General features: G+C 70.7%; 11 protein-coding genes and 4 tRNA genes. 7 read left to right on the top strand and 8 right to left on the bottom strand.

Annotation, left to right across the window (positions count from 1 at the left end; genetic code table 11):
* Positions 1-3 precede the first annotated feature (3 nt).
* Both BLT72_RS09610 and BLT72_RS09605 read right to left on the bottom strand, forming a co-directional pair.
* Complete coding sequence (locus tag BLT72_RS09610; protein ID WP_091412423.1) at positions 4-474, bottom strand: GNAT family N-acetyltransferase; 471 nt, start codon at positions 472-474, stop codon at positions 4-6.
* Between the two features lie 147 nt (positions 475-621).
* Positions 622-1350, bottom strand: a complete 729-nt coding sequence (locus tag BLT72_RS09605) for a GAF and ANTAR domain-containing protein (RefSeq protein WP_091412421.1) — start codon at positions 1348-1350, stop codon at positions 622-624.
* A 591-nt stretch (positions 1351-1941) separates the two neighbouring features.
* Here BLT72_RS09605 and BLT72_RS09600 point away from each other — a divergent pair.
* Positions 1942-2523: a hypothetical protein gene (locus BLT72_RS09600; RefSeq protein WP_157720387.1), complete on the top strand. Its 582-nt coding sequence runs from the start codon at positions 1942-1944 to the stop codon at positions 2521-2523.
* Positions 2524-3049: 526 nt separating this feature from the next.
* On the opposite strand, the gene BLT72_RS09595 is transcribed toward BLT72_RS09600, so the two are convergent.
* Both BLT72_RS09595 and BLT72_RS09590 read right to left on the bottom strand, forming a co-directional pair.
* Positions 3050-3121, bottom strand: a tRNA-Val gene (locus tag BLT72_RS09595).
* A gap of 67 nt (positions 3122-3188) precedes the next feature.
* Entirely contained in the window at positions 3189-4049 is an 861-nt protein-coding gene (locus BLT72_RS09590) for an aminotransferase class IV (protein ID WP_197677250.1), read from the bottom strand.
* Positions 4050-4158: 109 nt separating this feature from the next.
* Between BLT72_RS09590 and BLT72_RS09585 the strand changes: the two genes are divergently transcribed.
* From BLT72_RS09585 to BLT72_RS09575, 3 genes are all read left to right on the top strand, one after another.
* A tRNA-Gly gene (locus tag BLT72_RS09585) sits at positions 4159-4230 on the top strand.
* Positions 4231-4272: 42 nt separating this feature from the next.
* Positions 4273-4343, top strand: a tRNA-Cys gene (locus BLT72_RS09580).
* 5 nt (positions 4344-4348) lie between these two features.
* Positions 4349-4423, top strand: a tRNA-Val gene (locus BLT72_RS09575).
* Positions 4424-4488: 65 nt separating this feature from the next.
* Here BLT72_RS09575 and BLT72_RS23525 read toward each other — a convergent pair.
* The 3 genes from BLT72_RS23525 to BLT72_RS09560 form a co-directional block, all read right to left on the bottom strand.
* Positions 4489-4890, bottom strand: a complete 402-nt coding sequence (locus BLT72_RS23525; RefSeq protein ID WP_197677249.1) for a tyrosine-type recombinase/integrase — start codon at positions 4888-4890, stop codon at positions 4489-4491.
* Between the two features lie 514 nt (positions 4891-5404).
* Positions 5405-7702, bottom strand: a complete 2298-nt coding sequence (locus BLT72_RS09565) for a putative bifunctional diguanylate cyclase/phosphodiesterase (protein ID WP_157720386.1) — start codon at positions 7700-7702, stop codon at positions 5405-5407.
* Positions 7703-8101: 399 nt separating this feature from the next.
* Positions 8102-9049 (bottom strand): helix-turn-helix domain-containing protein, encoded by a 948-nt coding sequence (locus tag BLT72_RS09560; RefSeq protein WP_172826053.1) that lies wholly within the window; start codon positions 9047-9049, stop codon positions 8102-8104.
* 144 nt (positions 9050-9193) lie between these two features.
* On the opposite strand from BLT72_RS09560, the gene BLT72_RS09555 reads away from it, so the two are divergent.
* Entirely contained in the window at positions 9194-10165 is a 972-nt protein-coding gene (locus tag BLT72_RS09555; protein ID WP_091412409.1) for an AraC-like ligand-binding domain-containing protein, read from the top strand.
* 5 nt (positions 10166-10170) lie between these two features.
* On the opposite strand, the gene BLT72_RS09550 is transcribed toward BLT72_RS09555, so the two are convergent.
* The gene (locus tag BLT72_RS09550) at positions 10171-10500 is read right to left on the bottom strand and encodes an EthD family reductase (protein WP_091412407.1); all 330 of its coding nucleotides are present in this window, start codon (positions 10498-10500) and stop codon (positions 10171-10173) included.
* 236 nt (positions 10501-10736) lie between these two features.
* Between BLT72_RS09550 and BLT72_RS09545 the strand changes: the two genes are divergently transcribed.
* Both BLT72_RS09545 and BLT72_RS09540 read left to right on the top strand, forming a co-directional pair.
* Positions 10737-11600 (top strand): alpha/beta hydrolase, encoded by an 864-nt coding sequence (locus tag BLT72_RS09545; protein WP_091412405.1) that lies wholly within the window; start codon positions 10737-10739, stop codon positions 11598-11600.
* A 25-nt stretch (positions 11601-11625) separates the two neighbouring features.
* Positions 11626-12474 (top strand): alpha/beta fold hydrolase, encoded by an 849-nt coding sequence (locus BLT72_RS09540; protein ID WP_091412402.1) that lies wholly within the window; start codon positions 11626-11628, stop codon positions 12472-12474.
* Positions 12475-13818 lie beyond the last annotated feature (1344 nt).

Below are 13818 nucleotides of genomic sequence, written 5' to 3'. Positions count from 1 at the left end.
CGGTCAGCCCCTCGAACCGGAGGGCGGCCCGAACCGTGGCCGGCGCAGGGGCCAGTCGGTCTCGATCCAGCGCGGCACGAAGGCGTCCAGCGCTGCCTCCACCTCGCGGCCGACGTACTCGTCACGCACCCACCAGGAGATCTCGGCGTCAGCCTCGTCGTCGGGGGTGGTCGGGTCGATGTAGACGCAGCCGATCAGGACCGTCTCCGCATCGTCCAGCACGGCGTAGTTGAAGGAGTCGTGCGTGACCATCTCGTCGGCGTGCCGCTGCAGGTCCTCCTCGTCCTGCGCCCGGGTCATGGTGGCCGGCGGCCAGCCCCAGGCCTCGCCGTAGAGGGACCAGAGCCGCTCGCGCGACCCCATCACCGCGAGCATGTCCAGGTCGACGTCGGCCGCACGGATCGGCCGCAGGTGGGAGGTCGCGGTGAGCGGCACCCGCAGCGGGTGCGCCCAGTCCTCCGGGAGCCAGCTCACGTCCGACCTCCTCACCGGGCCCGTGCGCCCAGGGCGGGCGGCCCGAGCAGCAGTATCGCGAGGTCCGCGGGAACCCGCACGAGATTCACGCAGGGAAGGGCGGGCCGTGGAGGCGGGGCCACGACGCCTGGCCCCGCCCGCGGTGGGTCAGGACGCCTTCGAGGCGACGTCGGATGTGGAGGCCGGCTGACCTCTGAGGGTCAGCTCGGTGGCGACGTCGCGGAGCTTGGTGTTGGTGTTCTGACTGGCCCTGATCAGCAGGGCGAACGCCTTGACGGCGTCGATAGCGTACCGCTCCATGAGCATGCCCTTGGCCTGCCCGATCAGGTCGCGCGAATTCACGCTCTCGACCAGCTGGTCGTGCTTCCGGGCCCCGGCCATGGCGACCGCGGCATGGCTGACGAACAGCAGCCCGATCTGCTCCGACTCCGCGTCGAACGCGTGCGGTCGGCGGCTGTACAGGTTCAACGTGCCGAGAGTGTCGCCCTCCACCCACAGCTGGAGGGACATCATGCTGCCCACCCCGGTCTCAGCGGCTCGGCGGGCGAACGCCGGCCACCGCGTCTCCCGGGCGAGGTCGGGCGCCCAGACGATCCGTTCCCGGTAGACCGCGTCCAGGCAGGGACCCTCCCCCACCTCGACCTGCAAGGCGTCGATCCGCGCCGCCAGCTCACTCGACCGGTGCTCGGAGACGATCTGACGACGCGCCTCGACCACGCTGATCGACGCCTCGTCCGCCCCCGGGATCTGGGTCACCGCAGCAGCAACCAGATCGTCGAGCATCACGGCCGTGTCGGACTCGGCCTGCAGCGACCGCGCCAACGCACCCAGCGTCTGCGCCAGCTCGTTCCCGGCCGCACCCTGCTCGTCGTCCATCCCATCCTTCCTGGTGCGGCCCCCCGGCCGCCATCCCTCTGTCTTCGCGTCCGGGACAGACTACGGATTCGCGGCAGGGTCGGGGGCTCCCCAGCAAGACAGCGGGCTCGGCCGGCCTGGTCGGTCGACCGGTCTCCAGTCCGGCTCCTGGGAGGTCCACGTGCTCAGCAGCGCAGCCTCCGACCGCGCGGCGGCGTCGCGCGTCACCGTGACGCTGGACCTCAGCCCCGGCCCCCGAGACCGTTCCGTCGACGGTCAGCTGGTTCTCGGGCAACCCGCTCACAGGTGGTCAGCTCCCGGCGATGCACTCCCCGTGGTGGCTCGGCGAGGGCGGACGTCGCCAGACGACGTGGTCGCGCTCATCGACTTCATCGGCATCCGGTTGGGCCGACTCTCGAGGCGCTCGCGCACGAAGAAGACCCCGTCCGCACCGGACGGCACTGCTCGACCGCGCACCGGGCCAGCCGCCTCGAGGGTCGTCGCCAGGTCCTCGCGGGGCGCAGCGGTGGCCACGAACCGGACCCCGATCGGTGCTCCCACTGTGACCTCGCGACCCGGCCGGACCCGCTGGGGTCGCGGGACCATCACCGGGTGAGCACCAGGGACCTGAGCCCCGGGACCAGAACCGGATCGATGGTCCTGCTCTGGGCGGCCGCCTGCGTCCAGGCGTGCCAGGCCCTCTACTTCTGGGTCATGGGTCTGGGCTGGGGAGGGGTCCTCTACACCGCGAACGTCGTCCAGGGTGCCGCCCTCCTCGTCACGGCCATCGCCCTGGCTGCCCGACGCCGCCTCCTCGTCCTCCTGGTGCCGGTGTTGTCGCTCCTGCTCAGCCTCGGGCTGCAGCAGGTTGACGCTCTGCTCACCGCGCGGGCCTGCTCCCCTGACGCGAAGGCGGCCGTGGCCGAGCTGGGACTGGGCTACCTGGTCGATGACGGCGACCCCTTCACCTACATGCTGGCGTTTCCCACCGGCTGCGCGGCCCTCTTCAGCGCCAGCGACCCCGTTCCCGTCGTCCTGCAGCACTACGGAGAAGCGGCCCGGCAGGCCGGGTGGGACGTGGTCGCGGACCCGAGCAGCAGCCGCGTCGAGATGAGCAACGCCCGGTGGACGGTCGAGGTCGAACCCGCCCACGAGGACGGCCTGATCAGTCTCCTCGTCCACCCCCGGGCCTGACCCGCCAGCGGCAGCACGTTGGTGGCTCGTCGACCGGGGGTCCGTCTCGCGCCCGCTGCCTCGCGGTCGCGAGACGTACGCCTGGCAGGGACGCTGGGAGCACGGCTCCGGCCAGCGTGGTGCTGCTGCCGGCCGGACGTCACGACCGCGCACCCGGCCAGCGCCGCGCAACCGCAGGTTGGGGCGTAGCGGAGCACCGACGGACTCGAAGGAGGGTGCGCGCGAACCGACGTCGGCCCGGGATCCTGATCCCGACCGTCGCGGGACTGCCTGTCACCGGCAGTCTTGCCACCACTGGTGGTCGGCTCCCCCGGGGAGGGGTTCCGGGCCGCCCCCGACGCCGGCATCGTCTCGGTGATCCGCGACCTGGCCCCCCGCGGAGCGGGCCCCCGACCTGCTCACGCTGGACCAGGGTGGGCTCGGCGGGGACGTGGAGGCGGGCGACGCGTTCGGCTGCGCGGTGCAGGTCGAGCACGAACTGACCAGGGTTCTTCCAGCAGCACGGCCCTGACCAGGGATGTGAGGGTGGGCGATACTGGGTTCGAACCAGTGACCTCTTCGGTGTGAACGAAGCGCGCTACCACTGCGCCAATCGCCCCTCGTGCCCCTTCCGAGGCGTCGGCAACCTTAGCCCACACGAGGCCTGGCTGCCGAATCGGCTCTCGTCACGGCTCCAGATCAGCCTGCGACCGCTCGGCGAAGACGCGGGCGACGGCGTCGGTCACCGGGTGGGCGCCGAAGGTGGCGGCGTCCCAGCGGTGCACCGGCTGCACGTCGCGCAGCGAGGAGGTGAGGAACACCTCGTCGGCGGCCAGCGCCTCGTCCAGGGTGAGGTCGCGCTCCTCCACCTCGGTCCACTCCAGGACGAGGTCGCGGGTGATGCCGGCGAGCGCGCCGGCGGCCAGCGGCGGCGTGACCACCCGGCCGCCGAGGACGACGAAGACGTTCGACCCGGTGCCCTCGCAGAGGTGCCCGGCCGTGTTGAGCATCAGCGCCTCGCTGGCCCCGTGCGCGGCGGCGTGGGCCAGCACCCGGACGTTCTCGGCGTAGGACGTCGACTTCACCCCGGTCAGGGCTCCGTGCTCGTTGCGTGCCCACGGGCTGGTGACGACCGCCGTGGAGGGGGTCGGGGCCTCCGCCCCGTCGAGGGCCACGACGAGGGTCTGCGGGCCGTAGGCGGGCCCGGACCCCAGGGGGCCGCGGCCGGCGGTGTAGGTGATCCGGATCTTGCCCAGCTCGACCTCCTGCCCCACCAGGAGCTCCCCGACCGCGCCCCGGATGACGGCGTGGTCGGCGGGCGGCAGGCCGAGGGCCGCGGCCGAGCGGTCGAGCCGTTCGAGGTGGCGGCGCAGGGCGAAGGGGCCCGCGGCGGTCACCTTCAGCGCCTCGAAGACCCCGTCCCCCACGACCAGGCCGTGGTCGGTGACGGCGACCGTCGCCTGCTCCGGGTCCTCGTGCAGCCGGCCGTTCGCCCACACCCGCAGCGGCGTCGTCCGGAGGGCTGGGTCGGCGGTGACGAGAGGCATGACGTCACCCTAGTGCGACCCGCCGAGGCTTCCCGGTTTGGACTCCGGGACCTGCCTCGGCTAATGTTTCATCTCGCGCCGGGGACCAGGGAACGAAGCCTCGGAGCGTGCGGACGTGGCGCAGTGGTAGCGCATCACCTTGCCAAGGTGAGGGTCGCGGGTTCGAATCCCGTCGTCCGCTCGGAGCAAATCTCGCCAGTCCCCTGGGGGGAAAGTTCCCCACGGTGGAGTGGCCGAGAGGCGAGGCAACGGACTGCAAATCCGTGTACACGGGTTCAAATCCCGTCTCCACCTCGCACGGGCGATTGGCGCAGCGGTAGCGCGCTTCCCTGACACGGAAGAGGTCACTGGTTCGATCCCAGTATCGCCCACCAGCAACACCCCTGGCCAGGGGCGGGTCCAGGGGTTGGGTCCACCACACCCTCGATCAGCTCCGGTGCTACTGCTGACCTACCTCCCGACGCGTCGCTCGGGGAGCGGGCATCGATCCGCCTCGCGTCGGCACAGGCCGCAGCTCCCTGTCGTGGACGACTTCGGTCACCGGCCTGCTGGCATGCCCCGCGAGATGCGAGATGTCCTCGATGCTCATGCCCGGGCTGGGCAGCAGCGAGACGAAGCTGTGCCGCAACTCTCGAGGTGTCCACGCCGGAGCGTCCAGTCCAGTCTTCGCCACGACCCGCAGCAGGGCACGACGGACGTCGGCGGCGTCTACCGGGCCCCCTGTCGACCTGGTCGTGAGCCTCTCCTCTCTGCCGAGGCCTCTGTCGCGCTCGGCTCCCGACCGGTTGAAAGCCTCTCGCGGCCACCAAGCTGGGGTGCGTCCCCTCCAGGCGAACTGCACTGGAGGGTGCACGCCAGCGGGCACAGCCGATCGACGCCGCCATCAGGCCACGATCGGACGAGATTGACCCAGGCAAGTTCCGACCTGCGGATGGACGAGCACAACCCCCAGAAGGGACGAGCCGGTCTCGGGCGGTCAGGGAGCCAGCCAACCCAGGCAGCCATGGTGCAAGGGGGGAGCCGTGCCGGCTGATACATCCAACCCCGACCGTTCGGGCACGTCGGCCCATGGTGCCCAAGGATCATGAGGTGTAGGCACAGCGTCCATCGCAGCCCCCGTACGGCGCCGGTTCACCTCAGGGACCCGCCGGTGACTGCCCCGCTGTGCCGAGCCGTCAGCGAGACAAGGGCGAGGCCACGCCGATGTCGATCATGTCGTACTCGCACTGCAGCATCCGGGGGAATCCATCAGGCCCGCATGGCCGCGCGGCGGAGGACGACCACCTCTTCGCCCGGTCAGGGGGCGCATCCGACTCAGTGAGCCGCTGGCGAGCACCAGCCTCCCGCTCACCCAGTCACGGACGGGTTGCAGGAGCGGCAGCCTGCGCCTGCGGCAATCCGGACGGCGAGGTCGGCTGTCGTCCGGCCGTGGCCGGCCTGACGTCGGTCGCTCGTACCGGTCGCCCAAGGTGGTAGCCCTGGGCGGACTCGCAGCCGAGGATGCGAAGTGTCGCCAACTGGTGCTCGTGCTCAACTCCCTCGGCCACCACGGTCAGACCGAAGGCGTGTCCTGCGTGCACGATGAGGGGCAGCAGCTTGGCCGCTGACGGCACGTCGGGGTCGAGAAACTTCCGGTCGACCTTCAAGATGTCCAGCGGCAGCTGCTCGAGTCGGGCCAGCGAGCTGTAGCCGGTGCCGAAGTCGTCGAGGCTGATCGCGAAGCCACGCGATCGGAGCTCGCTCAGGTGGACAACGGCCGCCGGGTCGTCGACCATCGCGGTCTCGGTGACCTCGAGCACCAGCCGGGCCGGATCGATCCCCGCCGCCTGCGCCGCGTCGGCCACGTCGGCGATGACCCGGGCTCGCGCGGCATGGCGGCCCGAGACGTTGACCGCCATGACCAGGTCCGGACGATGCCAGTCGCGCGTCCAGAGCGCCAGCTGCTGGGCCGCGCGCTGCAGCACCCAGGCGTCGACCTCGCAGATGAGTTCCGACTCCTCCGCGATCGGGATGAAGGAGTCAGGGGGGATCAGGGCGTCGTCTCGCCGCCACCGCAGCAAAGCCTCGTACCCCTCGACCTCACCGGTGTCCACGCAGACGATCGGCTGGTAGTGGAGCTCCAGCTCGTCAGCTGACAACGCCGCCGCCAGTCCCGACTCGACCACCGCACGCTGCCGAAGCTCCTCGCGCAGCCCCTGATCGAAGACCTCCGCCCGACCGCGGCCCCCGGCTTTGGCCCGGTAGGCCGCGATGTCGGCCTCGTTGAGCAGCACGTCCGGCTCGACGTCGGCGTCCTGGCTGAGCGCGATCCCTACGCTGGCCCCCACCTGAGCCGCACGCAGCCCGTCGTCCAGGAGGATCGTCTCCGCGAGCGCCTGGACGACCCGCTGGGCAACGGCCCGAGCCTCCTCGCTCACCGTGATCCGCTCCAGCAGCACGATGAACTCGTCACCGCCCAGCCGGGCCACCACGTCGCCATTCCTGACCACGGCGGCCATTCGACGGCTGACGACCTGCAGCACCTCGTCGCCCGCTCCGTGGCCGAACCGGTCATTGACCGCTTTGAACCCGTCGAGATCGACGAACAGCAGACCCACGCGGGTGCCGCTGCGCTTCGCCTGCGCCAGAGCGCCGGCCAGCAGGCGCATCGCCTGGGTGCGGTTGGGCAACATGGTCAACGGATCGAGCGACGCCTGCCGTGCGAGATCGGCCTGGGCCCGCCCCCGAGCTCGGATCGCCGTGGTCATCTGAGCGATGGCAAGCCAGAGCCGGAAGATCATCAAACTGATCAGCAGGACCGCGCAGCCCAGGACAGGCCAGACGTCCAGCCGCCGGCCGGCGAGTTGTTGGACGGCCAGCACGCCGGGCGGCACCAGCACGGCAAGGGTGAGCGCGGTCATCAGGGCTGGGCCCAACCGTGGCTCTGCCGTCGTCGGCACGGACAGCTCGCGCATCGACGGGTGCAACGCCGTCGCCCCCCACACCACATAGGAGCCGAGCCAGAGCGGGTTCATGGCCGTCGGCCCAGCCGACGAGACACCCCTCAGTGCCGCGGTGCCTAGGTCGGCGGCGATCAGCAGGACCAGAGCCGTCGTCAGCAGGCGCAGCGCCGGCAGCCGTCGGCCGGGGATGGTCAGCAGGGCGACGAGCACACCGAGCAGCATGACGTCGGCCAGGGGATAGGCCACGGCCACCACGAGAGCGGTCCCGGCGCCGCTTCCGTCGTAGGCGGCCAAGCTGGGTGCCGCCACGATCTCCCAGCAGAGCAGGGAGAATCCCACCGTGATGATCGCGCTGTCCAGGAAGCCGCCGAGGTCGCGCGGCGGCCGCCTGATCCGGGCCAGCTGGAACAGACCGATGCCCAGCACCAGGTAACCGAGCAGGTAGCACACGTCGACCAGCCCAGGGGAGCCGTCGATCGCGGCGGTCTCGCCCGTGGCGGCGCCGACCACACTGGCCAGTACCCACAGCATCTGACCCGCGGCCATCAGCAGCCAGGGAGTCGGCGACACCGGGCGGTGCAACCGCACGCCCGCCACCAGTGCGGCGGCCTGCGCGAGCCCGACGACGAGAAACAGCCCGTCGCGGCCGAGACCGGGCGGCAGGGAGACATACGCGGCGACAGCCGCTCCCCCGACCACCAGATAGGTCAACCATCGAGGAGGGCGGAGCGGGACTCGGACGGATCGCACCTGAAACTCTCTCTAGCGTCCCTCCCGAGGCTGCTCGTCATCATAGTTTGATCGACTCGCCGACATGCTCGCTGGGGTCAGGTGCGGCTTGCCCCTCCGGGTTGGCGGGGCCCGGTGGAGACCTCAGGACTCGACTGGCCGAACCTGGCCGAACCTGGTCGAAGCAGCTCGGGCTGAGTCCGCGTACCAGCGTCCTCCCTGCCGGCGGTGACGGAACCGAACATCGGCCAGCGTCGGCTACGTCCTCGCGCGGACGCGCCGATGCGATGGCTGGTCCGCACCGGCCCGATGAGTAGCCAACCAGTAAGGCGCGGCTCCCCAGCGTCCGCCTCTCCTCTCCGCTGGATGCCTGTCTGGCGATCAGCGCTGGCTCATGGTTCGCCACTCGCTCGGGGTGACCCCGTAGGTCGCGCGGAATCGTTTTGTGAAGTGGCTGGGGTTCGTGAAGCCCCAGGCGTGGGCAACGGCGGTGATGGTGCGTGGCGGATCTTCATGGGTGGCGAGGTCCGCTCTCGCCCCTCCGAGTCGTTGTCGGATGATCCAGTCCTCGAGACCGAGGCCGTCCTGCTGGCACAGCTTGTAGAGCTGGCGGACGGAGATGTGGTGAGCCCTGGCGATCTGATGCGGAGTCAGGTCCTGATCGGCCAGGTGACGGCGCACGTAGCTCTTGACCTGTTGCACGAGGACGGTAGGGCCGACCGGCGGTCCGGCTGGATCGTCCAGGCCCGCGGTCTGGATCAGGGCGTGCATCAGATCGATGGTGATGTCGCCGACCCGGGCCGCGGTGTCGCCGGCTGGGAGGCGGTGCGCGTGCAGTGTGAGGTTGCGGATGTGGTCGCGGACGAGCGTGTACAGCGGGCTGGACGGGAGTCTGGGGGCCGCACGGGTGATGGTGTCCATGGGCAGCCCGAGGCGGTCACGGTCGACCTGGAAGGCGTAGGACGTCCCCAGTCCGGACCAGCCGTACTCGTACGGCGCCTCGAGGTCGACCAGCAGCAGGTCGTCCGCATGGAGCACCCGCTCCTCGCGACCCCAACGGAAGCGGTTGGCGCCGGCGAGCGGCAGGGCCAGGGCGATCGCGTCCTGCTCGTCTCGGCGCGCGATCCGCGGCGTGCGCCGCAACGTGTTGCCGGTGGCCTCGACGTTGAAGACCCTGCCTGCGCCGAGAGGAAAGAAGTGCACCTGCGCCCGGAAGCCGGGCTGGTCCTCGAACTCGACCAGGCTGGTCGAGGCATGACCGCTGATGGCGTCCTGGAAGGCGGCCGCACGCTCGCGTGACGGCAGGAGGTCGGTGTCGAGAACCAGCACAAGTCCTCCCGCGGTGAGCCCAGACCTATCGTCGGGGGGCGGAACCGTGCGCGCAAGGGACAGTCCTGTGCAGAGCAGGCATGGTCGCCGAGCACCCCGACACCCCATCCTGGACCAGTGAGCCAGGTCGGAAAGGTGGCAGCAGTGCCGTCACAGCGGGGGGAGACGCTGCTCATCGACTCCGCGGTGCTGCCCCCGGAGGACCGGGTGGAGGCGATCCGGCACGCCATCTGGGAGCTGGTCGTCCGGGTGGAGATCGAGCAGCCGCCGCCACCGACGGTCGCCGCTCGCTGCCGATTGCGGCAGTGGGGCGCCATCACGCAGTGCTCGGTGCAGGCGAACGCTCACACGATCCGCCGGACGCCGAGGCTGGCACGCGACGAGATGGAGCCGTCGCTGTTCCTCGGGCTCCAGGTGACGGGGACCAGCATGGTCGTCCAAGATGGCCGAGAGGCGGTCCTGCGACCCGGCGACCTCGCGTTCTACGACACGACGCGGCCCTACACACTGCTGAACGACGGCGGGATTGACCAGCACTACTTCCGGATCCCCCGCTCAGCCCTGGCTCTGCCGGCTCGGGCCGTCGACGCCGCGACCGCCACCACTCTCAGCGCCTCGCACCCCCTGGTGGATGTGGCGTCCGCCTACTTCGCCCGGCTGGCCCTCCAGCCGGACATCGTTCCCGAAGCGCGTGCCGCGGTCAGCGTGCCGTCGGTCGAGCTGGTGAGGGCGTTGATCGCCACCCGGTCCGGGTCGGCGCGGCTGGTGCGGGAGACCCTGTCGACCACCCTGGTCGACCGGGCCCTGGAGTACGCCCGGCTCCACCTGACCGAGCCGAACCTGACTCCGGCCCGGATCGCCGCGGCGCAGCACGTGTCGGTGCGGCACCTGTACGCGGCGATGGCTGCGGCGGAGATCAGCCTCGCCGGCTGGATCCGCACGCAGCGTCTGGAGGCCTGCCGGCTGGAGCTGACCCATCCGGCCAGCCGGCTGCTCACGGTGGCGGCGGTCGCGGCGCGATGGGGGTTCGTCGACCCCACCCACTTCAGCCGTGCGTTCCGCGCAGAGTTCGGCGTCTCGCCGCGGGAGTGGCGACGGCTGCACGTGGCCGGCTGACCCTCTCAGCGCTGGTCGCGCTCGTTCCCCCGTTCGACGTCGGCGAAGACCACCCGGGCGCCGCCGCTGGCGAGCCGTTGCAGGTCAGCGAACCAGACGGCAGCCTGCGGTGTCTGGACGGCGTCGCAGGCTGCGTCGTAGTCGGCGAAGTACACGTCGACGAGACGGTAGGCGGGCGTCGGCGACCCGTCCTCCTTCGGCCACACCTTCGCCGCCTCCACCCGGAGCGCGCCGGGCAGGGCTTCGGCCAAGGCCAGGTGCCCCGCGTGGTAGCCGGTCTCGAACTCCTCCGGCTGCAGCGGGTTGTCGAACACCACGGTGATCTTCGTCGTCATGGCGTCAGCGTTCCACCGCACCAACCGCACCGACAGACCTGCGCCGGCCTTCGCACAGACGACCAAGAACCGGTCAGCAGGGGGCGACACCTCCCGCTACCGGCCGTGTGGTGCAGAGCCAGCACAGAGCTCTGCAGCGCAGGGACGGTTCACCGGCGGAGGCAGATCTAGCGTCTCGGACCAGAACCGGCGGGCACCGCACGCGCCGCCGGCCCACCATCTCGAGGAGGCTTCACATGACCGTACCTGCACCGTCGATCGGCCCGACGTCGTCGGAGATCGAGGAGATCGACCGCGCCAACGCCTCGGGCAAGACGCCCGTCGTGTTCGTCCACGGCTTGTGGCTGCTCGACTCCAGCTGGGACCGCTGGGCCCGCTTCTTCGAGGACGCCGGCTACGTCGCCGTGACACCCGGCTGGCCGAACGACCCGCCAACCGTCGAGGAGGCGCGCGAGAACCCCGAGGTCTTCGCCGGCAACAGCGTCGGCGACGTCGCCGCCTACCAGCAGGTCATCATCGAGAAGTTGGACAAGAAGCCCGCCATCATCGGCCATTCCTTCGGTGGGCTCCTCGTGCAGATCCTCGCCGGGCGTGGCCTCGCCGCCGCCACCGTCGCCATCGACCCCGCCCCGTTCCGGGGCGTCCTCCCGCTCCCGGCGCCTGCGCTCAAGTCGGCCTCCGCCGTGCTGTCGAACCCCGCCAACCGCCACCGGTCGGTCGCGCTGACCTTCGAGCAGTTCCGCTACGGGTTCGCGAATGCGCTGCCCGAGGACGAGGCCCGGGAGGTCTACGAGCAGTATCACGTCGCCGGTTCCGGGATCCCGATCTTCCAGGCGGCCTTCGCCAACATCAACCCGCGCTCGGAGACCAAGGTCGACCACCGCAACCCCGAACGCGGGCCGCTGCTGCTCGTCGGCGGGGAGCTCGACCATCAGGCCCCGTGGGCGATCACCGAGGCCAGCTTCGAGAAGCAGCGCCAGAACCCCGGCGTCACCGAGATCGTCGAGATGGCCGGCCGCGGCCACTCCCTCACCATCGACCACGGCTGGCAGGAGGTCGCCCAGACCTCGCTCGACTTCATCGCCCGCTTCGTCCGCTGACCTCCCTCCGGAACAGGAAACCACCATGACTCGCATTCGCGCGCTCGCCGCCCCGCGGGGCCGGCTCACCGCAGCCTTCGTCGCCCTCATCGCTCTCGCGCTCACCCTCGGCCTGACCCTCGCGCCCACCTCGAGCAGCGCCAGCGGTTCCCGCCACCGCGCCAAGCCCACCGTCGTCCTGGTCCACGGCGCGTTCGCCGACGCCTCCGGTTTCGCCGACGTCACCAACAAGCTCCAGAAGCGCGGCTACAACGTCATCGCCCCGGCCAACCCGCTCCGCGGCGTCACCTCCGACTCCGCCTACCTCGCCAGCATCCTGGCCACCATCCCCGGGCCGATCGTGCTGGCGGGGCACTCCTACGGCGGTGAGGTCATCACCAACGCCGCCACCGGCAACCGCAACGTGCAAGCGCTCGTCTACATCGCCGCCTTCGGCCCGGAGAAGGGTGAGACCGCCGGCGCCCTCACCGCCAAGTTCCCGGGCAGCCAGCTCACCCCCGAGAACCTGATCACGCGCCCCTACCCGATCAACACCACCACGACCGGCATCGACGCCTACATCAACCCAGCCGTCTTCCGGGCGATCTTCTGCGCCGACCTCGCGCCGGAGACGGCCGCCGCGATGGCCGCCGGCCAACGCCCCGGAGCCCTCTCCACCCTGCAGGAGCCCTCCGGCACCCCTGCCTGGAAGCGGATCCCGTCCTGGTACCTCGTCGCCCGCCAAGACCAAGCGATCCCGCCCGACGCGCAGCGCTTCATGGCCCAGCGCATGAACGCCCACACCCGCGAGATCGACTCCTCCCACGTGGCGATGACGTCCCACCCCGACGTCGTGGCCGCCTTGATCCGCGAAGCTGCCCGAGCCACCAGCTGACCCGCAGCCCCAAGTTCCGACGACCACCGCCGCAAGGCCGCACCACAACCATCGACCTGGCCCACACCGCGGGCCAGGTCGATCTCTACATGACTCCCGAGGCAGCCGCCGCCCCTGGTCCCAGGCAGGGACGAGGAGTTGCGCATTGGTCACCAGCAGAGACATCACCCGCCGCGGGCTTGGCGCCGTCGGCCGCTGGATGCAGTCGGGCGGCCTTTCGCCGAGGACGCACACCGCGACATGCTGCATACACGGCTGCGACCGGCCCTATCGAGTCAAAGGGCTCTGCGGAATCGCATCGCAGCAAGCACCTCGAGCGAGGCGCCGGGATGCTGGCTATGCCTCAGCGAACGCCTTGCCCTTGTCGCAGACATCGGCGAAGTTGCCCACGGCTCCGGTCCACATGAAGCCAGTCCGGCTGCCTTCTCCTCGGCTGCCTGCTGCCACCATGGCCGCGTCCACGCTGGGCGACGTGGGACCGGCAGAGGGGCTAGCCGAGCGGCCGGCGATGGCGTGGCTGCAACGGTGACAGGAGCGGGAGCCACTGGATCGCCAGCGCTCGCAGCCACTGCACTCGTACAAGATCTCAGCACCAGCCCAGCCGCTGCCGCCGCCCCGAGTGCCACCCAACCGAAACGCTTCGGCCGCGGCTGCTTCGCATGTTGCGGCAGGGCGCCGCCAGCGTACAGCGGCGGAGTAGGGCGCTGATGGCTTCGCTGGTACGGAGCACGAGGGTCGGCCACTGACGTGCTCCGCACGAGGGTCAGCTAACGCGGGCATCCGGGCACGAGCGCCGGCCGATACCCCGCCTCGCGCAGAGTGTCTACTCGTTCGCGAGGGTGAGCCAGGCGCTCTCGCCGTCATCCTGGCCGGTGCCTGTGACTCCGAGAATCGCCAGGTCGCGGAGGGCGCCCACACTGGCAATCGCCTCCTGGATAGTTCCGTCACAGGTCAACTCGCCCTGGTCGACGAAGCGGACATCTTCCGCCGAGCTGGCCTCGCTGCTGTTGTCGAAGATCTTCCAGGTGAGCCTGCCGGGTAGCTGCGGCAGGCGCCGCGGACGATCAGCTCGTCGCGAGCGACCGCGAAAGGTCCCACCGAGACCTGGTTGTTGCCAGGGCGCGCAAACCAGAAGCGAGCCACCTCACCCGGTCCGGGCTGAAGTGGAGGACTCACGGCCGCACCGAGGTCCGTGCCACTCAGCGGGCTGTCGCCGGCACCGCCGTCGCCGGCACTACAGGCGGATACTGCCGCCACAGCGGCCAACAGACCAAGCGCAGCAAGCCGCCAACGCCCATCCCCCACGGCGGCCGTCGGCGTGCGACTCGGAGGCAAAGGCACGGT

Origin of the sequence: Friedmanniella luteola (assembly GCF_900105065.1) — a bacterium.
Lineage (GTDB): Bacteria > Actinomycetota > Actinomycetes > Propionibacteriales > Propionibacteriaceae > Microlunatus > Microlunatus luteolus.
This window is presented reverse-complemented; position numbering and strand designations above follow the sequence as displayed.

Coding starts and splice junctions, on each gene's coding strand:
- BLT72_RS09545 (WP_091412405.1), top strand. CDS start 10,737: ATGACCGTACCTGCACCGTCGATCGGCCCGACGTCGTCGGAGATCGAG.
- BLT72_RS09605 (WP_091412421.1), bottom strand. CDS start 1,350: ATGGACGACGAGCAGGGTGCGGCCGGGAACGAGCTGGCGCAGACGCTG.
- BLT72_RS09540 (WP_091412402.1), top strand. CDS start 11,626: ATGACTCGCATTCGCGCGCTCGCCGCCCCGCGGGGCCGGCTCACCGCA.
- BLT72_RS09590 (WP_197677250.1), bottom strand. CDS start 4,049: ATGCCTCTCGTCACCGCCGACCCAGCCCTCCGGACGACGCCGCTGCGG.
- BLT72_RS09550 (WP_091412407.1), bottom strand. CDS start 10,500: ATGACGACGAAGATCACCGTGGTGTTCGACAACCCGCTGCAGCCGGAG.